Consider the following 21598-nt stretch of genomic DNA (forward strand, 5'->3'; position numbering starts at 1 on the left):
GGCCTCCACACGGAAAGGCACTGTCGCCATGTCCTCCTCCGCGCCCCCGTCGGCAGCGTCGCGGACCCCGACCAGCGTCCTGCTGCTCTGCCTCGCGTGCATGACGCTCGAGGGATACGACGTCCTCGCCTACGGAGCCGCCCTGCCGACCATGCTCGCCGACCAGGACTGGGGCCTGACGGTGGCCCAGGCCGGTGTCCTCGGCAGCCTGACCCCGATCGGGATGCTGGTCGGCGCCGTCCTGGTCGGCCTGCTGACCGACATGCTCGGGCGCCGACGGCTCATCCTCGCCAGCGTCGCGGTCTTCTCCCTGGCGATGGTGCTGTGCGGGGTCGCCCCCGGGGTGACGCTGTTCGCTGTCGGACGAGTCCTGGTCGGGATCGGCGTCGGCGGCGTCCTGCCCTCGATCGCCGCGCTCGTCTTCGAGTACTCGGCGCTGCAGCGGCGCAACCTCAACACCGCGCTCGCTTTTGCCGGGGTCGGCGTCGGCGGGGCACTCGCCGCCGTCGTCGCGGCCGCCGTCGTCCCGGTGCTCGGTTTTCGCGCCGAGTACCTCGTTGGCGGCCTGGCCGCCCTCGTGTCGCGCCGTGACTGATCCGGAGCCGCATGGGCTGAGTGCCGACCTAAGACGCTCGGTGCCGTGTTTGGGCCCGAGGCCGCCGCCCGGAAGGTGGTAGCACAGGCCGGTTCACGCTTCTCGACCGCTGGATGGAGACGGTCGACCACGAGCTCAGCACCGCCGAGACGTCGGCTGGCTACATCCGCCGCACGATCAAACCCGCGCTCGGCGACATGCCGATCCGGAAACTGCAGCACCGGGTGGACATCCTCGACAAGCTCTACGCGCACCTCCGGCGGTGCAACCAGTTCTGCACAAGGGCACCAAGACCGGGGACGAGCGCCTGCCATCCCTCGACTCAGTCTCGGTCGAGCTGCTGACGCAGTTCCGCGCGACCAGAGAGGTCGGCCTGGCACCGGTTGGCTTGGCCTTCGCCGCCAACGCCTTCGTCTTCTCCCCGGACCCCGCCGGTGCTGCGCCATGGCATCCCGACCACTTCACCCACGCCTATCGCCAGGTCGCGAACAACCTCGACATCACGGAGCCGCTGAAGAACCTCCGCCACTTCAACGCGACCCAGCTCCTCGCCGCCGGTGTGGACCTTAGGACGACCGCTGGCCGCCTCGACGACAGCGACGGCGGCGCGACCACGCTGCGCGTGTACGCGAGCTGGACCAAGCCTGCTGATCAGCGAGGGGCCGAGATGTTGGCTGGAGGGTCGGCTCACCCACCGGGGTAGTCCATCGCCGCGCAGACGCCGGGGAAGCGGTGCTCGACGACGGTGGCGGCGACCTTTGTCCTGCCGATGTCCAGTTGTTGGGCCTCTGAAACGTCACCCGATCGGGCCATTTTGTTCCATGTTTCAGGCGGACGCCGGATTTTCGTTACTTGTCCGGGGACGGGTCGTTGACCGGTTGCCGGCCCCGACGCCGGAGTCCCCGCGCATCGAGGCACGGGCGGCGCACGCGGGGGCGGTGGAGGTGCGAGGTGAGCTCCACGTGATCAAGCGATCCGGCATTGCGGCCTTGGTGGCCGGTGCGCTGGTCGCCGGTGCGTTCGCGGCGGGTCCGGCGCTGGCTAAGGACGGGCCGCCTGCCGATACTGCCGGTCCTGAGCTGCTCCGCGCGCCCGCGGTGGATGCGCCGCAGCTGCAGAACACCGGGATCTGGCAAGCCGATCCGATTGGGATCTGCATGACCAGCGCGTACCGGGAGGGTGAGTACGTCCACCAGGGCTGTGTCTATGACGATCAGGGCGGTGGTACCCAGTGGCGCTGGCCCAACGACACGTTGCTGCGTAACTACACCTACCCGGAAGACCCGGCGTACCGGCGCAACGCCGCTGACATCGTCGAAGTTCGGGTCAAGCCCGAGGCCGATGCGACGGCGTTCCGGGTCACGATGAACACGATGACCGACCCGAAGCTGCTGGGCCTCACGCTTGCGCTCGGGGACTCGGACGACCCGCGGGAGGCGCCGCACCGCGCGAACACCGTGATGCCTGCGGAGCGGTTCGTCACCGTGCACGGCACCGAGGGGGATGTCGTCGACGCCGCCACCGGCGAGGAGCTCGCGGCCCCCGAAGTCGCGGTGGACCTCGAGCGCCGACAGGTCGAGATCCGGGTGCCGCACACGGCGTGGGAGCCCACCGGCTCGGAGCGGGTGGCTGCCGCCGCCGGGCTGTGGGATGGCGCGAACGACTCCTATCTGGTCCCGCAGCTCACCGCGGACGAGACCCACCCCGGCGGCGCGGTCGCCGGAGATCCCACGCCGTCGGCGTTCTTCGACAGCGCCTTCCGCTTCGACGAGCCCTTCGAGGCCCCCTACCGGGATAACGACCAGAAACGTGCGATCGCGAACGGCGACCTTTCACCGTTCTTCGCCGATGTCGATTTCGCAAAGCTGGCCGACGGCGTCGATGACGAGTCAGGTGTCCCGACCAGCGGGTACGTGACTCGGATCTTCGCGTCGAACTTCGAGAAGGCGCAGGGCCGACGACTGCCGAGTGACCCGGGTGGTCCGCCGCCGGGGTCCGGCACGCAGCAGGGTGGCATCGCGACCGGTGCGGGGGAGGGCAGCGAGGGTCGCCCGAGCGTGGCGTTTGGCTGGCCCTGCCGCGACGACTGTGTGCCCGACCTCCCCGGGCGGTTGCAGCGGTACATGGTGTTCGTCCCCGAGGCGCCCGCGCCGAAGGACGGCTACGCATCGATGGTGTGGACCAACGGCTACGCCCTGCGTCCCGGCGACGACGTCGCGGGGGACCGCGACCTCTACCGCCAGTTCGCCGAGCGGCCCGGCAACCCGACGATGGTGATAGACGTCGATGCCCGCGGCCAGGACGAATGGGGCTACGGCGAGTCCGGCGCGGCCGTGTTCGAGGCGATCGCCGACGCTCGCAGGCACTACCACCTCGACACCGAGCGCACCGCGATGGGCGGCTTCTCCAGTGGTGCCTACATGGCGAACAAGCTCTCGCTGTCCTTCCCCGATGTGTTCAACAAGGCGTTCATCTGCGACGGGCTCAACGTCGCGCCGTCCCTGCCCGGGGTCAACGCGGTGGCGGACAAGGTCGGTGACCAGCTCGGCGTTGACACGGTGACGGTGCACGAGCCCGGCTCGAAGCTGTCCACCCTGTTACCTAGCCGGCGCAACCAGCCGGTGATGGAGTGGGCCGGGGTCAACGATGACTTCATCCCCTACACCATCACCCGGGAGCGGGCCGATGCCTACAAGAACGGGGACTACGACTACGAGTTCTACAGCTGGGTCGGGCTCGCCGCCGAGCACCTGGTGATGTGCAAGAACGGGATGTGGCAGAAGGCGACTGACTGGCTGGGCGACGAGCCGCGCGCGGTGGATCCGCACCACGTCACGTTTGTGCGCAACCCGCTGATGGACGACCCGCAGTCCGGCCTCGTGGCGGACAAGGCGTACTGGCTCTCGGGTATCGAGACGCGCGGGCCCGAGCCGGGCACCATCGATGTGGACTCGCGCGGGCAGGGGGTCGCCGACGCGGCTGTGCCGCCCTCGCAGAGCGAGATCGGAGCGACCGACGGGACCTTCTCTCCGATCAACCCCTATCTGCGGGAACATCGGCATCTCGACACACCGGCCGCGGCGAACGCCGAGAACGTGCTCGACGTGCGATCGGCTGGCATTGGTGCGGTGACCGTCGACCCGAAGCGGGCCGGCGTGGACTGCGACGCCGAACTGAAGGTGGCGACCGATGGGCCGCTGCGGCTCACTCTGGCCGGCTGCGACCGTACCGAGTCCTTCGACGGCACCGACTCGGGCGGGTTGGCGAAGCCTGAGACCTACGCTCCGGCCGACCCGCTTGCCCCGGTGGGCAACCCTGTGCAGGGTGCGCCCATTCCGCCCGAGGTAGGCAACGTCCCGCAGCTCCCGCTGCAGCTGCTGCCTCCGCTGCGGTTCCCGCCGAACCAGCTCGGCCAGGACCCGGCTCCGGGTGCCGGGGCGCAGGAGGACCCGCAGGGCTGACCGGCCGGAACAACGGAACGGCACCTCCGCCGCGGCGGAGGTGCCGTTCCTCGTGTCAGACCTGCTGGCAGTCAGACCGGGGCTGTCAGACCTGTGTGGCTCAGGCCTTGAGCAGTGCCTCGGCCAGGCCGGCCGGCTGGGTGAAGCAGGCCTCGTGGCTGCCGGGGGCGGCCGTTGCGTCGACCCCGAGTCGGCCGGGGAAGCGGTCCCAGCCGTACTCGCCGGGAGGCAGCGCGACGTCCTCGGTGCTCAACACATAAGCGACGGGTACGCCCAGCGCCTCGACGTCGAGCGGCTCGACGGTCTCGGTGAAGTACTGGAACGGCTGCGGCACCATCAGCGCGTGGATCGCGCGCTGGATGTCTTCCGGTGCGTCGTTCATGAACGCGGCCTGCCAGACCTCGAACGGCATTGCCACCGAGTTGTTCCCCGACGCGGTGGCCTGCCCGGCGAAAAGCTCCTGGTAGGGCGGAGGCACCTCGTCGAACAGCGACTTCCCCGCAGCCGGCACGAATGCGCTCCAGTAGACGACCTTGCGCAGGCGCCCGGCCAGCCGCGGCGCCGCGCCGGTGATCGGGTAGCCGCCCCAGCTGTGCCCGACGAGTGTGACGTCGCGCAGGTCCTCACGCTCCACCAGGTCGACGACCGCGTCGACCACGTCGGAAAGGTGGTACTGGGTCGGGTCGTCGCCGTCGTGCAGGCCGGGGAGTGTCGGGGTCAGGACGCGGTGGCCGGCTGCACGCAGTTGCTCGGCGACCGGCCGCCAGGCCCAGCCACCGTGCCAGGCACCGGTGATCAACACGAAGGTCTCGGACATCCGAATCTCCTTTGACAGGCAAGAAGGGCCCACGCGAACGGATGGGCGCAAGTGTGCGTCATACATGAGACGGACGGCAAGAGAACGGCACACTTAAAGTGCCGCGTCCGGGAGTGATCGATGCCGTGGGGTCGCGTCGGGATGCCGGTCTACTGTGCGAAGGAATCCTGGGAGGTGGCGTGAAGGCGCGCTCGTTGGTCTTCGATCTGTTCGGTGACTACCTGCGGTATAGAGGCGGCGAGGTCCGTCTTCGTGGGCTGGTGGCGCTCATGGAGCGCTTCGGTGTTCCTGAGTCCACCGTGCGGGTGGTGGTCACGCGACTGCGCAAGGAGGGGTGGCTGGCCAGCCGCCGCGACGGGCGCGAGACGGTCTACTCGCTGACCGACGAGGCGTGGGCGCTGCTCGACGAGGGCCGCTCGCGGATCTTCCAGCGGACGGCGGGCCCGTGGGACGGGCAGTGGCACATGGTCATCTACTCGGTTCCGGAGACCGAGCGGGGCCTGCGCGAACAGCTGCGCAAGAAGCTCGCCTGGCTCGGTTTCGGACCGCTCGCCGCGTCGGTATGGATCAGCCCGCACGACCGTGTCCAGCAGCTTCGCGAGGCATTCGAGGGGGTCTCGGCGGTCCAGCTCGACGTGTTCAGGTCCCGCTCGCCGAACACCGAGGCCGACCGCGACATGGCCGCCCGCGCCTGGGACCTCGGCGAACTCGATCGCGACTACGCCCGGCTCCTGGAGACCTACGAGCCCCGGCTCGACCGCTACCGTCGCGGCAAACTATCCGACGCCGAGGCGCTCGTCGAGCGTATGCGCCTGGTCCACGACTACCGCCATTTCCCGTTCCGCGATCCCGACCTCCCGCTGGAGCTGCTTCCCGCAGGCTGGTCCGGGCGGCGGGCTCACGACGTCTTCCTCGAGGCGCACGGCCTGCTCCGCGAGCCGGCCGAACGATGCGTCGACTCGCTGATCGAGCGAGTCGCAGCGCCGGCGGTCGAGGCCGGCTGACCCGACATATATGTTTCGTTAGATAGACGGCCGTCGACTTCTTGTTGTAAGTTGTGGGCGCTTCGCCATGGCGGCGAGCGAACCAACGAGGAGCGTGGTGCTCGTGTCACAGGCGACAGGCCCTGCAGCTGCCCGATCCGGGCTCATCGTGGTCGCGCTGTGCTTCCTGACGATCGTCTTCGACGGCTACGACCTGATCGTCTACGGCTCGGCCGTTCCGAGCCTGCTGGCCGAACCCGGCTGGAACATGGGCCCGGCCCAGGTCGGAGCGATCGGCAGCTATGCCCTGGTGGGCATGTTGATCGGCGCGCTGGCTGCGGGAGCGATCACGGACGCCCTCGGCCGCCGCCGGATCATGCTGATCGGTATCACCTGGTTCTCGGTGCTGATGGTCGCCTGTTCACTGGCTCCGAACCCGGGAATGCTGGGGCTGCTGCGGTTCCTTGCCGGGCTCGGTCTCGGTGGAGTGATCCCCTCGGCGATCGCCCTGACCGTCGAGTACGCGCTCCGCGGTCGTCGGCAGCTCTACAACGCGCTCATGTTCGCCGGCTACTCCGTCGGTGGTGTCATCGCCGCGGTCCTGGCACTGCTCCTGCTCGCCGACCACGGCTGGAGGCCGCTGCTGGCCATCGGGGCCGCGCCGCTGGTGATCGTGCTCCCGCTGGCGTGGCGGTTCCTGCCCGAATCGGTCGGCTACCTGCTCGCGAAGGGCCGTGACGACGAGGCCCGGACCCTCGCGGACCGCTACGGCGTCGATCTGCCGGCGTTGCGGGAGGAGCGGGCGGCAGCCGCGGGCAAGGCCGGGCCCCGGGCCCTGTTCCGTCGCGACGGCATCACCGCGACGCTGTTGTTCGGTGCGGCGAGCTTCTGCGGGCTGCTGCTGGTGTACGGCCTGAACACCTGGCTGCCGCAGATCATGCGGCAGGCGGGCTACCCGCTCGGGTCCGCGCTGACCTTCCTGTTGGTGCTGAACCTGGGTGCGATCGTCGGGGGCGTCGCGGCGTCCGCGCTCGCCGACCGCTTCGGGCCCAAGCCGGTGACGGTCGGAGCGTTCCTGCTCGCCACCGCGTGTCTGCTGGTGCTGAGCCAGCGCGTCGACACCGGTCTGTTGTTCGTCGCGGTCGCGATCGCGGGCCTGGGCAGCGTAGGCACCCAGATCCTGGTCAACGGCTACGTCGCCGTGCACTACCCGGCCTCGATCCGGGCGACCGCCCTCGGGTGGGCGCTGGGCGTCGGCCGGGCCGGGGCGATCGTCGGACCGCTGTTCGGAGGCTGGGTGCTGGCCTCGGGCATCGGGTTCGAGTGGAACTTCTACGGGTTCGCCGTGCCGGCGCTGGCGGGGGCCATCCTGATCGCCCTGATCCCCAAGCGACGCACCGCGGGAACCACGACCGCGAGCACATCCGACGACCCGACGACCTCGGGCACGACGAAGGAGGAGACGACCGCATGACCGCGACGGTTCGAGAGATCACGCCGGAGGAGCAGAAGCAGCTCGACGAGCTGTACGCGAACTTCGAGGCCGCCCACATGACGCCGCTGTGGACGCAGATCGGCGGGCTGATGCCGACGAGCCCGCGGCCGGACTCGGTGCCGTTCCTGTGGCGCTGGTCGACGCTGCTGCCGCTGGCCGAGCAGGCGGGTGAGCTGGTCCCCGTCGGCCGTGGCGGTGAGAGGCGCGCGATCGCGTTGGCCAACCCGGGCCTGCCGGGCACCCCGTATGCCACGCCGACGCTGTGGGCGGCGATCCAGTACCTCGGCCCGCGCGAGGAGGCCCCCGCGCACCGGCACGTGCAGACGGCGTTCCGATTCGTCGTCGAGGGCGAGGGTGTCTGGACCAATGTGGAGGGTGACCCGGTCGCGATGCGACGTGGGGACCTGCTGCTCACCCCGGGCATGCACTTCCACGAGCACCACAACACCACCGACCACCCGATGGCATGGATCGATGGCCTGGACATCCCGCTCATCCGCACGATCGACGCGGGCTTCTTCGAGTTCGGGCCGGATGTGCTCGCCACGAAGGAGACTCCCGAGGTCTCGCGCAACGAGCGACTCTGGGGTCATCCCGGGCTCACTCCGGTCGGCGCGCCGGCGCCGAAGGCCTCGCCGCTCATGGCGTACCGCTGGGAGCACACCGACGCTGCGCTGACCGCACAGCTGGAGCTGGAGGCCGAGGGGCACCCCGGTGTCGTCGAGCCCGGACACGCCGTCGTCCGCTTCACTAACCCGGCCACCGCAGGGGACTGCCTGTCGACGATGCGCTGCGAGATGCACCGCCTGCGCGCCGGCACCTCGACCGCGCTGACCCGCACGGCGGGCTCGTCCGTCTGGCAGGTCTTCGAGGGCTCCGGCGTCGTGAGTGTCGGCGAGGAGCGGTACGAGGTCGGCAAGGGCGACCTGTTCTGCGTGCCGTCCTGGGCCGGGCTCGCCTTCGACGCCGGCCCCGCGGGGCTCGACGCCTTCGCCTACTCCGATGCCCCCGTCTTCGAGGCCCTGGGCTTGTCCCGGATCGAAAGCACTGCCCGTACTTCCCGAGAGGACCGTTCGTGAAGCTCGCGACCATCCGCACCACCGCCGGAACTGCGGCCGTCCGGATCGACGACGACGGGGCGGTCGAGCTCGGCGCCGCCGACCTCGGCGAGTTCCTGGCCCGGCCGGACTGGCGCGCCGCCGCGGAGTCGGCGTCGGGCGCCCGGCACGACCTGATCGGGCTGGACTACGCCGCGCTCGTCCCGCGGCCGGAGAAGGTGTTCTGCGTCGGGCTGAACTACCGCACGCACATCCTGGAGATGGGCCGCGACCTGCCCGAGTACCCGGCGCTGTTCGCCAAGTTCGCCCGCGCCCTGGTCGGCGCGCACGACCCGGTGGAGCTGCCCGCCGGGTCGGAGCAGGTGGACTGGGAGGCCGAGCTCGGCGTCGTGATCGGCGCCGAGGTCCGGCACGCCACCCCGGAGCAAGCCGCCGCGGCGATCGCCGGGTACACGGTGGTCAACGACGTGACCGCCCGGGACTTCCAGTACCGGTCGATCGAGTGGCTGCAGGGTAAGACCTTCGAACGCAGCACCCCGGTCGGCCCGTGGCTGGTCACCGACGTGGTGCCCGGTGAGATCTCCTGCGAGGTCGACGGGGACGTCGTGCAGAAGGCGGACACCTCCGACCTGGTGTTCGGGCCCGCAGACCTGGTGGCCTACATCTCGCAGATCATCACCCTCGTCCCAGGCGACATCATCGCCACCGGCACGCCGGGCGGGGTCGGGCACGCGCGCAAGCCCGCGCGCTACCTGGCCGCGGGCTCGGAGCTGGTCACCCGCGTCGAGGGCGTCGGCGAGCTGCGCAACACCCTGGTGAAGGGGGCCTGAGGCATGCGTGTCGCCGTCGCGGGGGGCGGGCCGGGAGGGCTGTTCTTCGCCACCCTGATCCGGCAGGCCGACCCGTCGGTCGAGGTCACCGTGTTCGAACGCAACCGCGCCGACGACACGTTCGGCTTCGGCGTGGTGTTCTCCGACCGCACCCTGGCCGGGATCCACGAGGCCGATCCTGTGTTGCGCCAGGCCCTGACCGAGCACGGCAAGCACTGGGACGAGATCGAGGTCCGGCTCAAGGGCGAGCGCATCCGCTGCGGCGGCAACGGCATGGCTGCCGTTGTGCGCAAGACGCTGCTCGCGCTGATGCAGGCCCGTGCCAGGGACGTCGGGGCGGACCTGCGCTTCTCCACCGAGGTCACGCTAGCCGACCTCGCGGACTACGACCTCGTGGTCGCCGCCGACGGGACCGGCTCCCGGATCCGGGAGCAGCTGGAGGCCGATCTCGGCGTCGAGGTGGAGACCGCGACGGCGAAGTTCATCTGGTTCGGCACCGACTACCTCTTCGACGGGCTGACCTTCGTCCACGAGCGCAGCCCGGACGGCGTCTTCGCCGTGCACGGCTACCCGATCTCCGACGAGGTCTCGACGTTCATCGTCGAGACCGATGAGGAGTCCTGGCGCCGTGCCGGGCTCGACGAGTTCGACGTGACCCAGCCGCCCGGGGCCAGCGACATGGTCACCAAGGACTACCTGGAGAAGCTGTTCGCCGACCAGATCGACGGCAAGCGGCTGCTGACCAACAACTCACGCTGGGGCAACTTCCGCACCCGCCGCACCCAGCGCTGGCACGCGTTGAGTCCGCGCCCGGTCGCCTTCCTCGGCGACGCCGTCCACACCGCCCACTTCTCGGTGGGATCGGGCACCAAGATGGCGATGGAGGACGCGGTCGAGCTCGCCCGCGCCGTCGCCGCGTCGCCCGACGACCTGGGTGCGGCCCTCGCGGCCTACGAGGAGGCGGCCCAACCGTCCGTGCGGAAGATCCAGAAGCTCGGCGCGGCCGAGTCTGGCCTGGTGGGAACACTTCGGGCGCTACCACGACGAGTTCGAGCCGTGGCAGTTCGCCTACCACTTCCTGTCCCGCAGCATCTCCGACGCCCGCCTGGCCCGGCGGGCCCCCGAGTTCGTCGAGGCCAGCCACCGCGGCTGGATCGACGCCCATGGCACGGAGCCGGTGGAGACGCCCTTCGAGCACGGCGGATGGTCGGCCCCCGGGCGTCTGGTGAGCCTGTCGCCTGCCGCGGTCGCGGGCGACCTCCCGTTCGCCGACGAGCCGCAGGCCGGCCCATGGGCCGCCCGCGTCGAGGCCCCCGGGGGCGAGGACGGGCTCCCCGAGACCTTCGGTCGGCTGAGCCGCTGGGCCGCGCTGGGGGAGCGAGCGCCGGTGCTGGTCGCCGTGGAGGGCGGCACCCCGTTGACCCGCACCCTGGTCTGCGAACAGGCCCGCATGCACGATCGACTGCCCGCGCTACTGGTGGACGTCGACGGCGAGGAGGGCCTGCAGGACCGTGCGGTCACCACCGTCCTCTCCGGCCGCGCCGACCTGGTGGGAGTACCCGAATGACCGCAACCGATCTCGACGCGCTGTTCGCACCGAAGGGGATCGCCGTCGTCGGCGCCTCCCGCAACGCCGCCAAGCTCGGCGCGACGATGGCCCGGTCGCTGCGCGGGTTCGCCGAGCGCGGCGGCCATATCGCCCTCGTCAACTCCCGCGACGACACGATGTACCCGAGCGTGGCCGCAGCCGCCGAGCACGGCCCCGTCGACCTCGTCGTCGTCTGCGTCCCCGCCGGCGCGAGCGCGTCGGTGGTGGCCGAGGCCGCCGCCGCGGGGGCAGGCGCGGCGGTCATCTGCGGAGGTGGGTTCGCCGAGGCCGGCGGCCCCGGGATCGGCTTCCAGGCCGACCTCGCCGCCGTCGCCGCCGAGACCGGCATCCGCCTCCTTGGCCCCAACACCAGCGGTTTCCTCGCCCCGCACGCCGGGGTCACAGCCAGCTTCGTGCCCGGCGTGGCCCAGGTGCGGCCGGGTCGGGTCGCCGTGGTCGCGGCCAGCGGCGGGATCAATCACGCCCTGTCGTTCCTGCTCACCGAGGCGGGCCACGGGATCAGCCTGGCCGTCGGACTGGGCAACGCCGTCGACATCTCCGCACCGGATGTGCTCGACCACCTCGCTTCGGACCCGAGCACCGGTGCGGTCGCTCTGCATGTCGAGTCCGTCGCCGACGGTCCCCGGCTCGTCGAGGCCGTCCGTAGGCTCTCCGCCGAGCGGCCGGTCGTCGCACTGGTCGTGGGGCGCCATGACATCGGGGCCTTCGCCGCCTCGCACACCGGTGCCCTCGCCACCTCCTGGCGCACCACCCGCGCCGCACTGGCCCAGGCCGGTGCGGTCATCGTGGACGACGAGCGTGAACTCGTCGATGCGGTCGGGGCACTGTCGGTGACCCGCGCCCGGCCAGCACGGGCGGCCGGTGTCGGCGTAGTGACCGCCCAAGCCGGACCGGGGCTGCTGCTGCTCGACGATCTGCGCGGTCGGCAGGCGCAGGTGCCGGAGCTGGCCCGCGCCACCCAGGACACCCTGGCGACCCTGCTGCCCCCACTGACCTTCCAGGCCAACCCGGTCGACACCGGCAGGCCCGGGCCGGAGCTGGGCCGGATCTTCCACACCGTCGCCTCGGACCCGCAGGTGGACGTCGTCGCCGCATACGCCCTCTACGAGCCGGACGCGGTCGACCTCGTCGCGGCCGCGGAGGAGAGCCGGGTCCCCGAGGTCCCGGTCGTGTTCGGCCTCGGCGGCACCGGTGAGGACGTGGTCCAGCAGCGTCGTGACCTGCTCGCGGCAGGCATCGCGGTCGCGACCGATCCCCGCGGCGTCGCCGCGGCGACCGGGGCGCTGCTCGCCGACGCCCGCGCGCGGGACCGCTCCCCGGCGGCCTCGACATCGTCCGCGGCGCCGACCGGCATCCACGGCCCGCACGACGAGGACCAAGCCAAGAGCCTCCTCGACCGGATCGGCGTCGGGACCACCCTGCGCCGGGTGTGCGCGTCGCGGGCGGAGGCGCACACCGCCCTCGCCGAGCTCGGCGGGCCGGTCGCGGTGAAGATCCTCGACGCCGCGATCCTGCACAAAACCGAGATCGGCGGCGTCCACCTCGGGATCCGCAGCGCGGACGAGCTCGACACCGCCCTCGACGCCCTGGACGCGATCGACGCCGAGCGCTACCTCCTCGAGTCCATGGCCTCCGGCGGCGTCGACCTGGTGCTCGGCGCCCGCCGGGACCCCGTGTTCGGATCGATCCTGCTGCTCGGCCTGGGCGGCACCACCGCCGAGGCCCTCGCCGACGTCGCGATCCGGCTCGCGCCGGTCGCCCCGGCCGAGGCCGCCGAGATGGCCGCCGAGCTGGCCGGGCATGCCCTGCTCGACGGGTGGCGCGGCGGCCCCGTGCTCGATCCCGCCGAGCTCGGCCGGATCGTCGCGGCACTGGGGGACCTGCTCGTGGCCAACCCCGACCTCGCCGAGATCGAGGTCAATCCCCTCCGTCTCACCGCGACCGGCCTGGTCGCCCTCGACGCCGTCGTCATCCCCAGGGAGGCCAGCGATGCCCAGCCCCATCAGTGACCACACCGTGCCCTGGCCGGCGGACCTCGCTGCGAAGTACGTCGCGAAGGGCTACTGGGCGGAGGTGCCGCTCGGTACCGCCCTGCGCGAGGTCGCGGACGCACAGCCGGACGCCCCGGCCCTGATCGACGCCGCCGCCGACCTGCGGCTGACCCACGTCGAGCTCGCCGACCGCGCGGACGCCGCAGCGGCGCGCCTGCTCGATCTCGGCATGGCGCCGGGGGAGCGGATCGTGGTCCAGCTGGGCAACGGGTGGGAGTTCGTGGTGCTCACCCTGGCCTGCCTGCGGGCTGGGATCGTGCCCGTCATGGCGCTGCCCGCGCACCGCCGCACCGAGCTCGCCTACCTGGCCCGGCATGCCGAGGCCACCGCGATCGCGGTGCCGGACCGGATGCGGGACTTCGACCACCAGACGCTCGCCCACGAGCTGGCCGACGATGTCCGGGAGGTGACCGACGGTCCCTGGCACGTGCTCGTCGCGGGAGCCGACGTCGCCCCCGGCAGACTCGACCTGCGCGAGCTGTGCGGTCCCGGCGACCCGGAGGCGGACCGGGTCCGGCTCGACGCTCTCGCCCCGGGCAGCCGCGACGTCGCCGTCTTCCTGCTCTCGGGCGGGACCACGGGGCTGCCCAAGCTGATCGCCCGGACCCACGACGACTACGTCTACAACGCCCGGTGCAGCGCGGAGATGGCCGGCGTCGACGCCGACTCCGTCTACCTGATCAGCCTGCCCGCGGGCCACAACTTCCCCCTGGCCTGCCCCGGCATCCTCGGCGTGCTACTGGCGGGCGGCCGGGTCGTCACCCTGCCCTCGCCGGAGCCCGTCCGGGCCTTCGCGACGATCGAGGCCGAGGGCGTGACCCACACCGCGGTGGTCCCCGCGGTCGCCGGTCGCTGGCTCGACCACGCCGCCGAACACGGATCGTCGCAGGTCGCGACCCTGCGGGTGCTCCAGGTCGGCGGCGCGCGGCTGGCCGACGAGCTGGCCCGCAAGGTCACCCCGGCGCTCGACTGCACGCTGCAGCAGGTGTTCGGGATGGCGGAGGGGCTGCTGAACTTCACCCGCCTCGACGACCCCGACGACGTCATCTGCACCACCCAGGGCCGCCCGATGTGCCAGGCGGACGAGGTCCGCCTGGTCGACGAGCTCGACCAGGACGTGCCGGAGGGCGAGCCGGGCTCGCTGCTCACCCGCGGCCCGTACACGCCCCGCGGCTACTACAAGGCCGAGGAGCAGAACGCCCGCGCCTTCACCGAGGACGGCTGGTATCGCTCCGGCGACATCTGCCGGCGCACCCCCGAGGGCAACCTGATCGTCGAGGGCCGGGACAAGGACATGATCAACCGCGGCGGAGAGAAGATCTCCGCCGAGGAGGTCGAGAACCTCGTCTACCAGCTCCCGTCGGTCGCCCAGGTCGCCGCGGTGGCCATGCCGGACCCGCAGCTGGGGGAGCGGGTCTGCCTCTACGTCGTCCCGCGGCCGGGCGCGACAGTCACCCTCGAGGAGATCCGCGAGTCCATGGACGCCATCGGCGTCGCCCGGTTCAAGCTGCCCGAGCACCTCGTCCTGGTCGACGAGCTCGCCGCCACCAAGGTCGGCAAGATCGACAAGAAGGCGCTGCGGGCCGACATCGCCGACCGCCTGAACGGAGCCCCCGCATGACCGACCGCCACGACATCGCCCGGACCCTGCCGTGGATGTGTGAGGGGACGGAGCACCTACTCGCCGTCGTCGGCAAGCTCACCGACGAGGACTACCGCGGACCCAGCGCGCTGCCGGGGTGGTCACGTGCCCACATCGTCGGCCACGTCGCCCGTAACGCAGAGGCCCTGAACCGCCTCGCGATCTGGGCGAGTACAGGGGAGGAGACCCCGATGTACGCCAACCGGGAGCAGCGGGCGGCGGAGATCGAACGGTCCGCCACGCACTCGGTGTCCACGCTCCGCGACGAGCTGGCGAGCACGGCCGAGATGCTCAACGAGGCGCTCGACGCGCTGGCCCCCGAGCAGTGGCAGGCCCAGGTCCGCAGCGCTCTCGGCCGGGCGATCCCCGCTGCGGAGGTGCCCTGGATGCGGATCCGCGAGGTGTGGCTGCACGCTGTCGACCTCGGCGCTGATGTGGACGATCTGCCTGCGGGCGTCGTCGACTTCCTGCTCGACGACGTGAGCGCAGCCCTGTCCAGCAAGGACGACTGCCCCTCGCTCGCCCTCGCTCCGACCGACCGCGACCGGACCTGGTCCCTCGGCGCCGACCCCAGGAGCGAGACCGTGGCAGCGAGCGCCGCCGATCTCGCAGGCTGGCTCACCGGCCGGGTCACCGCGCCCGACCGTCCCATCCTCCCGCGCTGGCTCTGACCCGGCCCCGACAGCCCGATCCCACGATGTCCAGCCCAACGAAGGGTTCTCCGATGTCCGACATCCAGTTCGAGTCGACCACCTCTGCTGACGGCACCGAAATCGGCTACCTCCGCCGCGGCACCGGGCCCGCGCTCGTCATCACCCACGGCAGCGTGGCCACCTCCGAGCAGTGGATCCCAGCGACCGACCACCTCGCCGAGCACTTCACCTGCTACGTCCACGACCGCCGCGCCCGTGGCCGCAGCGGTGACGCCGCCGCCTACGACCTCTCCACCGAGGTCGCCGACATCGCCGCGATCATGGCCGTCGCCGGAGCGGGCGCCCACCTGCTCGGCCACTCCTACGGCGCGCTCTGCACGCTCGCCTACGCCGAGACCGAACCCCTGGACGGGACACTGGTTCTCTTCGAGCCGCCGCTCGCAGTGGACGGGCCGGTCGCGGGGGAGGGGCTGGCCTCATACCGCGACCTCGTCGACTCAGGTGATCTCGACGCTGCGTTGGAGTTCGCTCTGGTCAACTTCGTGCGGGTCCCCGCGGAGGCGGTGCCGGAGATCCGGAAGACCCCGCTGTGGGCGGCCTGCGCGCCGCTGACCCCGACCTGGGTCCGCGAGCTGGAGCAGATCGACGCGCTCGGCGACGACCTCAAGCACTACGCCGCGATCACGGCAGCGACCCACCTGATCGCGGGCACCGCGACGACCCCATTCCTTCTCGAGTCCGCCCACGCACTTGTCGACGTGATCGCCGGCGCCGCGATCACCGAGCTGCCCGGCCTGGACCACTTCGCGCACCTCATGGACCCGGCGGGCTTCGCCGCCACCGTGCAGGCCGCGGTGTCCTGACCAGCGCTTGGCGTCGTTTGCTCAGGCGACGTCGAGCAGCCGGTGGGCGGTGCCGCGATCGGCGCGGAACTCCGGAGTGGTGACCAGATGGACGATGCGGCCCTTCTCCATCACCGCGATCTCGTCGCAGACGGCGAAAGCAAGGTGCAGGTCCTGCTCGACGAGCAGCATCGTCACCCCCTCACCGTGCAGGGTCCGCAGTAGCTCACCGATCTGGTCGACGATCGCCGGGGCGAGGCCGTCGGACGGTTAGTCGAGCAGCAGGACGGCGGGATCGGCGAGCAGGGCCCGGGCGATCGCCAGCATCTGCTGCTCGCCGCCGGAGATCAGGGTTGCCTGACCCGGCACTAGCTCGCCGATGCGAGTCTGCACGCCACGGAAGTGGGCGGGGAGACCCTCGCCGAACGGCGGGCAGCCGGCCCGAGCTGACGGCGCCGCCCGCCTCAGGTGCGCGGTCCACCCGCCACGTACAACACCTGGCCTGACACGAATCCCGAGCGCTCATCGGCGAAGAAGGACACGGCGTTGGCGATGTCCTCGACCTGGCCCGCCCGCTGGACGGGGATGGCCTTGGCGCGGTCGGCGACGTACTGCTCCCACGGGACGCCAATGCGCTCCGCGGTCCCCTTGGTCATGTCGCTGGCGATGAAGCCGGGCGCGATGCAGTTCGCGGTGATCCCGAAGCGGCCCAGCTCGATCGCGAGGGTCTTGGTGAAGCCTTGGATGCCGGCCTTCGCGGTGGCGTAGTTGGCCTGGCCGCGGTTGCCGAGCGCCGAGGTCGACGAGAGGTTGACGATCCGGCCCCAGCCGGCGTCGACCATTTGCTTCTGGGACGCCTTGGTCATCAGGAACGAGCCCTTGAGGTGCACGCCCATGACGGTGTCCCAGTCGCCCTCGGTCATCTTGAACAGCAGGTTGTCGCGGGTGATGCCGGCGTTGTTGACCAGCACCGTCGGCGCGCCCAGCTCGGTGACGACCCGGCCCGCTCACCGTGGCCCTATGGCTGGCGATCCCCGCCAACGGTGCGGTCGTGCAGGCGATCGACCCGGACTCCGGGCTGCTCACTATCGAGCGGGCCCTACGAGCCACCGGACCGGCCGCGGTCGTGGCAGCATCATCCAACGCTGGCCTCATTGCCGACGCCATCGCCCGGACAGAGACGTCGACACGGCTTCTGGTCCCGTCCGACGACGAGCTGTGGACCACCACCTGCCCCGCCGACCTGGGCGCGGAGGGCGGCGAGCCGCCCTCCGCCACACCCGACCTCGTCGCCGGACTCCTGCCGACCTCCGGTACCAGCGGCGCACCGAAGCTGGTGCAACTCACCCACCGCAACTACGTCATGTCCGCTGAGCGACTCGCGCGCAACGGCGGTTATCTCGGCACCGACCGGCACTACCTCTGCTCGCCGTTCTTCCACACCAACGCACAGCTCTACCTCTGCGCCCCGCCCTTCGTCACGGGCGGCTCGATCGCGATCGTGCCCCGGTTCAGCGCGAGCACCTGGTTCAACGCCGCCCGCCGCACCGGCGCCACGATCGCCTCGATGGTCGCCCCGCCCATGCGGATGGCGCTGAAACGCGCCGTCTCCTCCGGACGCCCGGTCGACCCGGGCCCGCTCCGCGCCGTCCACTACGGGATGACACTCAGCAGCGCGGACTGGCGGAGTGGGACCGGCTGGTCCCAGAGATCCACATGCGTCAGATCTACGGACAGACCGAGTCGGTGACCGGCGTCCTCGGCGGCGCGCCGTGGGAGTCCGACGACCGCGCGACGATCGGCCGACCGTTCCTCGGCGTCGATGAGGTGCGGCTGGTCAGGCGCGACGGCTCCGACGCCCCGGACGGCGAACCAGGGGAGCTGTGGGTCCGCGGCACCCCGGGCGTCACTCTGATGCTCGGCTACCACGAGGCGCCGGAGGCGACTGCCGAGACGCTCGTCGACGGGCGCTGGTTGCGCACCGGCGACGTGATGGTCCGGCACGCGACGGGCCGTTTCGAGTTCCGCGGCCGAGGCATGCACATCATCCGGCGCGGCGGGGAGAACCTCTCGACCTACAGCCTGGAGATCGACCTGCAGGCCTGCCCGCTGGTCCAGGACGTCGCCGTCACCGCGCGTGCGGACGAGACCCTCGACGCCCTCGTGGTCGCCCACATGATCCCGGCTGCAGACTACGAGCAGGAGAGCTTCCGCGACTGGTGTCGCGAGCACCTCGGCCGGCGCGGTGTCCCTGACGAAATCCGCGAGCACACCTCGTTCCCGCGGACGGGAAGCGGACGCGTGATCGTCCGAGACTTGTGAGTTACGACAGAGAACTCAAGTCTCGGGTAGGCAGGTGTCGGAGTCGGAGTCGGAGTCGGAGTCGGAGTCGGAGTCGGAGTCGGAGTCGCGTCATGACACCACTCATGACACGAAATTTCGTTCACGAGTGCTGCCGGAGGTGCTGAAGAGGGATCTGGCGCCAGCATTGTCGCTGGTAGGAGGCCTGGGAGGGAGGTAGCGCGCGCTTTACACCCGAGCGGTCGCAGGTTCGAACCCTGCCGCGCCCACCGCGTCTGACCAGCGGATCTGGTGGCCTTCGGCGCTCAGCGCCAGCGTGTGTGACACGGTTCATGACACGAATGTTCCTTACCCTCGTGTCATGCCTCGTGCTCAGACCCCTCGCCAGAGGACTCGCGGCAGCGTCGATCGGCTGCCGAGCGGTGCCTACCGGGTGCGCGTCTATGCCGGTGTCGACGCCGTCACAGGCCAGCGCAACGATCTCATCGAGATCGTCCAGCCGGGCCCACGTCCACGCGCAGAGGCTGAGGCCGCTCGGATCCGGATGCTCAACGAGGTCGACGAGCGCCGGAACCCGCGGACCGCTGCCACCGTGGATCAGCTGCTCGACCGCTATCTCGAGATGCTCGACGTCAGCGCCAGTACGCATCTGATGTACGAGCGGTATCTGGACAAGCACGTCCGGCCGTTCGTTGGCAGCAAGAAGGCGGGTGCTCTGGGCCCGGACGAGTTGGACTCGCTCTATGCCGAGCTCCGTCGCTGCCGGGTTCACTGCAAGCCCCGCAGCAAGGTCGTCGATCATCGGACCCCGCGGCACGAGGTCGCCGAGACCCTGGAGAAGCACTCCGGGCTCGCCGCGCTCGCCGGCACACCGGACATGCGCGAGGTCCTGGCGGGCGCCTCCGAAGGCGAACCCGACGCCGTGCTGGGCCTGGAGGTCTACGTCCACCGGCTGGCCGCGGGGATCGCGTCCATGGCCGCCGCGGTCGGCGGAATCGAGGCCCTGGCGTTCACCGGTGGGGTCGGCGACCCCGCCGGCAACGACACCGCCGATGGCGAGATCACCACGCCCGGGGCCGCCGTCCGCACCCCCGTCCTCCCCGCCCGCGAGGACCTCGTGATCACCCGCGGCGCCCGCGCGGCGCCGTCCTGACCGGCGACGGGAAGACGAGCACCGGCACAGGTGCCCGAGTCCGAGGAGAGGAAGAGATGACCGAGACCGAACACGGCCGGGAGATGCAGGCCCTGAGCCCAGACGAGTGCTACCGCCTCCTCGCGACGGAGGAGATCGGACGGCTGGGCGTCAACGCCGAACACTATCCGTTGATCTTCCCGGTGAACTATGCGCTCGACGGAGAGGCGATCGTGATCCGCACCGACGCCGGCACCAAGCTCTCCGCGGCCGACCACGCCAACGTCACCTTCGAGGTCGACCAGATCGACAAGCGGACACGGTCTGGGTGGAGCGTGCTCGTGCGCGGCCTCGCCGAGGCGGTCACGGAGGATCACCGCGCCGAGCTCGTCGAACGCACCCACGCCAGCGGGGCGGAGCCGTGGGCGCCGGGAGACCACGGGCACTGGATGCGCCTGATCCCGCAGGGCATCAGCGGCCGTCGCATCGTCCCGGGCCAACTGCCCCCGGCCTTCGAGCCCGGCGCCTACCTCTGAAAGGGGTCGTCCGCTGACGGCCGCCGCTCGGCAGCCCTGTCAGTAGTACAGGCCGCGGTAGCTCCGGTCGTCCAAGGAGAGGCCGGCGCCGCTCACCCGCCGGCCGCTGATCTTCTCGGGATCCACCTGTGCCCAGACCGGCTTGTCCCCGGAAGCGAGCGGGTTGATTCCCAGCCGTTCCAGACGACGAACAGTGCTCGGGTCGTTGTGGTCGGGCGCCGCGATGGTGCCGAGCACCAGGACGCTCCAGCCCGTGTGTCGCCCGGGATCGACGTGATCCACCTGGAACGACACCCTCGAGTGCTGCGCTGCGGCGAACTTCGTACCGGGCGCTGTGCGGAAGGTGACGCGGTGGCCGTCCAGCGCATAGTTGACGGGAAGATGAGGGGGTATCGGCCCAGCACGATGCCGAGCCGACCGATGTCGGCGTGCGCAAGCAGCTCCCAGCACTCCGGCTCGGTCAGCCCGCCCTCGTCCATGCCCCACTCTCCTGAACGCTGCGTACGCGCACCGCCCGCCAGCGGTCCCGCGCTCATGACTTCGCGCCGACGGCCGGGTCAGCGGGGAAGACCGAGTAGCCGGACGGCGGCGGCCCCGGTCAGGCCGGCGACGGTGGCGGCCATGACCAGCCCGCCGAGCACCCCGATCGCGATGATGAGGGGTAGGGCCTGCCCGGGCTGCCACAGTGGAGTCGCCACCGTGGTGAACACCAGCAGTCCGGCCGCCCACGCCCCGGCAGTGGTGGCGATCCACCACGCGGACCGTGGCCTGACCGTCCGCAGCACCAACCACTGTGCGGTACCGATCGTCGCGAGTAGGCAGGCGCCGCCCACCACGCCGCCGGCGACCACGACCGCGACCGGTAGCGCGGCGAGCCGCTCACCCAGCGCCATGGGGATGAGCCCGAGCGCGTAGGCGAGCACGGCGGCGAGGGCGGTCGCGGCGACGAACCGCCCGCGGCGCAGCGCCGGAAGCTGCGGGCCCAGGACGTGGGCCTGGGCCCAGCCGAGCGCGCCTCCCTCGTCGGCGCCGGCCAGCAACAGGGCCGCGGCCGCCGCCGGCAGCGACCACGTGGTGGACACCGCCCCGACGACGGCCGGGGCGACGAAGCCGACGAACTCGCCGAGCGTGACCCAGGCGAACCAGCGCCGCCACAGTGCCGACGACGTCGGTGGCGAGGCGGTCGAGGCGGCGGCGGGCTGGAACGCCACGACCTCGTCGGTGTCGCCGACCAGGGTGTGCGGGTGATGTCCGTGGTGGACGTCGAGCGCCGCGGCCCGTTCCGGGGCGTCGAGCACGCGCCCCGTGCACCGCACCCAGCGGCCATCGATCGTGACCTCGACGGGGCGCTCGTGCGCGCGAAAATGCCGCCACCAGGTCTTGACGGCCGCGTTCCCGACCACCACGAGCAGGCGGTCGGCGTCGCGGACCGCCGCGACCACAAGGGTGATCCGGCGGCCGTCGCGGGCGGTGTAGCGCAGCGCGCAGAGCGTGCGGGCCGCCGCGGCGCCGGGCCGGGTCGAGAGGAAACGCACGAGCAGGGCGGTGATCACGCCGGGCGTACAGGGTGGGGGCAGGAGGGTCGTGGACATC

The 21598-nt window shown here is 71.3% G+C and carries 20 protein-coding genes and 2 pseudogenes; 16 read left to right on the plus strand and 6 right to left on the minus strand.

Going from position 1 to position 21598, the window contains the following annotated elements; translation table 11 throughout:
* The first annotated feature begins 100 nt into the window (after nucleotides 1–100).
* From WBK50_RS08410 to WBK50_RS08420, 4 genes and pseudogenes are all read left to right on the plus strand, one after another.
* On the plus strand, nucleotides 101–595 hold the full coding sequence (locus WBK50_RS08410; RefSeq protein WP_341335046.1) for an MFS transporter: 495 nt from the start codon (nucleotides 101–103) through the stop codon (nucleotides 593–595).
* A gap of 110 nt (nucleotides 596–705) precedes the next feature.
* Nucleotides 706–939 (plus strand): annotated as a pseudogene (locus WBK50_RS34985) (site-specific integrase); the annotation flags it as partial.
* Nucleotides 858–1298, plus strand: a complete 441-nt coding sequence (locus WBK50_RS08415) for a hypothetical protein (protein ID WP_341335047.1) — start codon at nucleotides 858–860, stop codon at nucleotides 1296–1298. The pseudogene WBK50_RS34985 and the gene WBK50_RS08415, both read left to right, overlap by 82 nt.
* Nucleotides 1299–1557: 259 nt before the next feature.
* A complete protein-coding gene (locus tag WBK50_RS08420; protein ID WP_341335048.1) occupies nucleotides 1558–4056 on the plus strand; it encodes a hypothetical protein in 2499 nt (832 codons plus the stop codon).
* A 100-nt stretch (nucleotides 4057–4156) separates the two neighbouring features.
* Here the strand turns inward: WBK50_RS08420 and WBK50_RS08425 are convergent, their stop codons facing one another.
* Nucleotides 4157–4873 carry an alpha/beta fold hydrolase gene (locus WBK50_RS08425; protein WP_341335049.1) on the minus strand — a complete coding sequence of 239 codons (717 nt, stop codon included), beginning with the start codon at nucleotides 4871–4873 and terminating at the stop codon, nucleotides 4157–4159.
* 179 nt (nucleotides 4874–5052) lie between these two features.
* On the opposite strand from WBK50_RS08425, the gene WBK50_RS08430 reads away from it, so the two are divergent.
* The 8 genes from WBK50_RS08430 (at nucleotide 5053) to WBK50_RS08465 (ending at nucleotide 16057) form a co-directional block, all read left to right on the plus strand.
* Nucleotides 5053–5877 carry a PaaX family transcriptional regulator gene (locus WBK50_RS08430; protein WP_341335050.1) on the plus strand — a complete coding sequence of 275 codons (825 nt, stop codon included), beginning with the start codon at nucleotides 5053–5055 and terminating at the stop codon, nucleotides 5875–5877.
* Between the two features lie 103 nt (nucleotides 5878–5980).
* Entirely contained in the window at nucleotides 5981–7330 is a 1350-nt protein-coding gene (locus WBK50_RS08435) for an MFS transporter (RefSeq protein WP_341335051.1), read from the plus strand.
* Nucleotides 7327–8430, plus strand: coding sequence for a cupin domain-containing protein (locus WBK50_RS08440; protein ID WP_341335052.1), 1104 nt, complete (start codon nucleotides 7327–7329; stop codon nucleotides 8428–8430). The genes WBK50_RS08435 and WBK50_RS08440 overlap by 4 nt, the downstream gene beginning before the upstream one ends.
* The gene (locus tag WBK50_RS08445) at nucleotides 8427–9239 is read left to right on the plus strand and encodes a fumarylacetoacetate hydrolase family protein (RefSeq protein WP_341335053.1); all 813 of its coding nucleotides are present in this window, start codon (nucleotides 8427–8429) and stop codon (nucleotides 9237–9239) included. The genes WBK50_RS08440 and WBK50_RS08445 overlap by 4 nt, the downstream gene beginning before the upstream one ends.
* A 3-nt stretch (nucleotides 9240–9242) precedes the next feature.
* Nucleotides 9243–12857, plus strand: a complete 3615-nt coding sequence (locus WBK50_RS08450) for an acetate--CoA ligase family protein (protein ID WP_341335054.1) — start codon at nucleotides 9243–9245, stop codon at nucleotides 12855–12857.
* Nucleotides 12838–14520 (plus strand): (2,3-dihydroxybenzoyl)adenylate synthase, encoded by a 1683-nt coding sequence (locus WBK50_RS08455; RefSeq protein ID WP_341335055.1) that lies wholly within the window; start codon nucleotides 12838–12840, stop codon nucleotides 14518–14520. Before WBK50_RS08450 ends, WBK50_RS08455 begins: the two co-directional genes overlap by 20 nt.
* Nucleotides 14517–15212 carry a maleylpyruvate isomerase family mycothiol-dependent enzyme gene (locus tag WBK50_RS08460; RefSeq protein ID WP_341335056.1) on the plus strand — a complete coding sequence of 232 codons (696 nt, stop codon included), beginning with the start codon at nucleotides 14517–14519 and terminating at the stop codon, nucleotides 15210–15212. Before WBK50_RS08455 ends, WBK50_RS08460 begins: the two co-directional genes overlap by 4 nt.
* A 53-nt stretch (nucleotides 15213–15265) precedes the next feature.
* Complete coding sequence (locus tag WBK50_RS08465; RefSeq protein ID WP_341335057.1) at nucleotides 15266–16057, plus strand: alpha/beta fold hydrolase; 792 nt, start codon at nucleotides 15266–15268, stop codon at nucleotides 16055–16057.
* A gap of 21 nt (nucleotides 16058–16078) precedes the next feature.
* On the opposite strand, the gene WBK50_RS08470 is transcribed toward WBK50_RS08465, so the two are convergent.
* The 3 genes and pseudogenes from WBK50_RS08470 to WBK50_RS08480 form a co-directional block, all read right to left on the minus strand.
* Nucleotides 16079–16234 (minus strand): hypothetical protein, encoded by a 156-nt coding sequence (locus WBK50_RS08470; RefSeq protein ID WP_341335058.1) that lies wholly within the window; start codon nucleotides 16232–16234, stop codon nucleotides 16079–16081.
* A gap of 72 nt (nucleotides 16235–16306) precedes the next feature.
* On the minus strand, nucleotides 16307–16429 hold the full coding sequence (locus tag WBK50_RS08475) for an ATP-binding cassette domain-containing protein (RefSeq protein ID WP_341335059.1): 123 nt from the start codon (nucleotides 16427–16429) through the stop codon (nucleotides 16307–16309).
* Between the two features lie 71 nt (nucleotides 16430–16500).
* Nucleotides 16501–17037 (minus strand): annotated as a pseudogene (locus WBK50_RS08480) (SDR family oxidoreductase); the annotation flags it as partial.
* Nucleotides 17038–17087: 50 nt separating this feature from the next.
* Here WBK50_RS08480 and WBK50_RS08485 point away from each other — a divergent pair.
* The 4 genes from WBK50_RS08485 to WBK50_RS08500 all read left to right on the plus strand — a co-directional run bounded on the left by WBK50_RS08485 (nucleotide 17088) and on the right by WBK50_RS08500 (nucleotide 20005).
* Complete coding sequence (locus tag WBK50_RS08485; protein WP_341335060.1) at nucleotides 17088–17786, plus strand: AMP-binding protein; 699 nt, start codon at nucleotides 17088–17090, stop codon at nucleotides 17784–17786.
* Entirely contained in the window at nucleotides 17753–18358 is a 606-nt protein-coding gene (locus tag WBK50_RS08490) for a class I adenylate-forming enzyme family protein (RefSeq protein ID WP_341335061.1), read from the plus strand. Before WBK50_RS08485 ends, WBK50_RS08490 begins: the two co-directional genes overlap by 34 nt.
* Before the next feature lie 340 nt (nucleotides 18359–18698).
* Nucleotides 18699–19490 carry a hypothetical protein gene (locus WBK50_RS08495; RefSeq protein ID WP_341335062.1) on the plus strand — a complete coding sequence of 264 codons (792 nt, stop codon included), beginning with the start codon at nucleotides 18699–18701 and terminating at the stop codon, nucleotides 19488–19490.
* 56 nt (nucleotides 19491–19546) lie between these two features.
* On the plus strand, nucleotides 19547–20005 hold the full coding sequence (locus WBK50_RS08500; protein ID WP_341335063.1) for a pyridoxamine 5'-phosphate oxidase family protein: 459 nt from the start codon (nucleotides 19547–19549) through the stop codon (nucleotides 20003–20005).
* A 39-nt stretch (nucleotides 20006–20044) separates the two neighbouring features.
* On the opposite strand, the gene WBK50_RS08505 is transcribed toward WBK50_RS08500, so the two are convergent.
* Both WBK50_RS08505 and WBK50_RS08510 read right to left on the minus strand, forming a co-directional pair.
* The gene (locus WBK50_RS08505; RefSeq protein WP_341335064.1) at nucleotides 20045–20491 is read right to left on the minus strand and encodes a pyridoxamine 5'-phosphate oxidase family protein; all 447 of its coding nucleotides are present in this window, start codon (nucleotides 20489–20491) and stop codon (nucleotides 20045–20047) included.
* 71 nt (nucleotides 20492–20562) lie between these two features.
* Nucleotides 20563–21597 (minus strand): hypothetical protein, encoded by a 1035-nt coding sequence (locus WBK50_RS08510; protein ID WP_341335065.1) that lies wholly within the window; start codon nucleotides 21595–21597, stop codon nucleotides 20563–20565.
* Nucleotide 21598: the final 1 nt, after the last annotated feature.

Origin of the sequence: Pseudonocardia sp. T1-2H (assembly GCF_038039215.1) — a bacterium.
Classification (GTDB): domain Bacteria; phylum Actinomycetota; class Actinomycetes; order Mycobacteriales; family Pseudonocardiaceae; genus Pseudonocardia.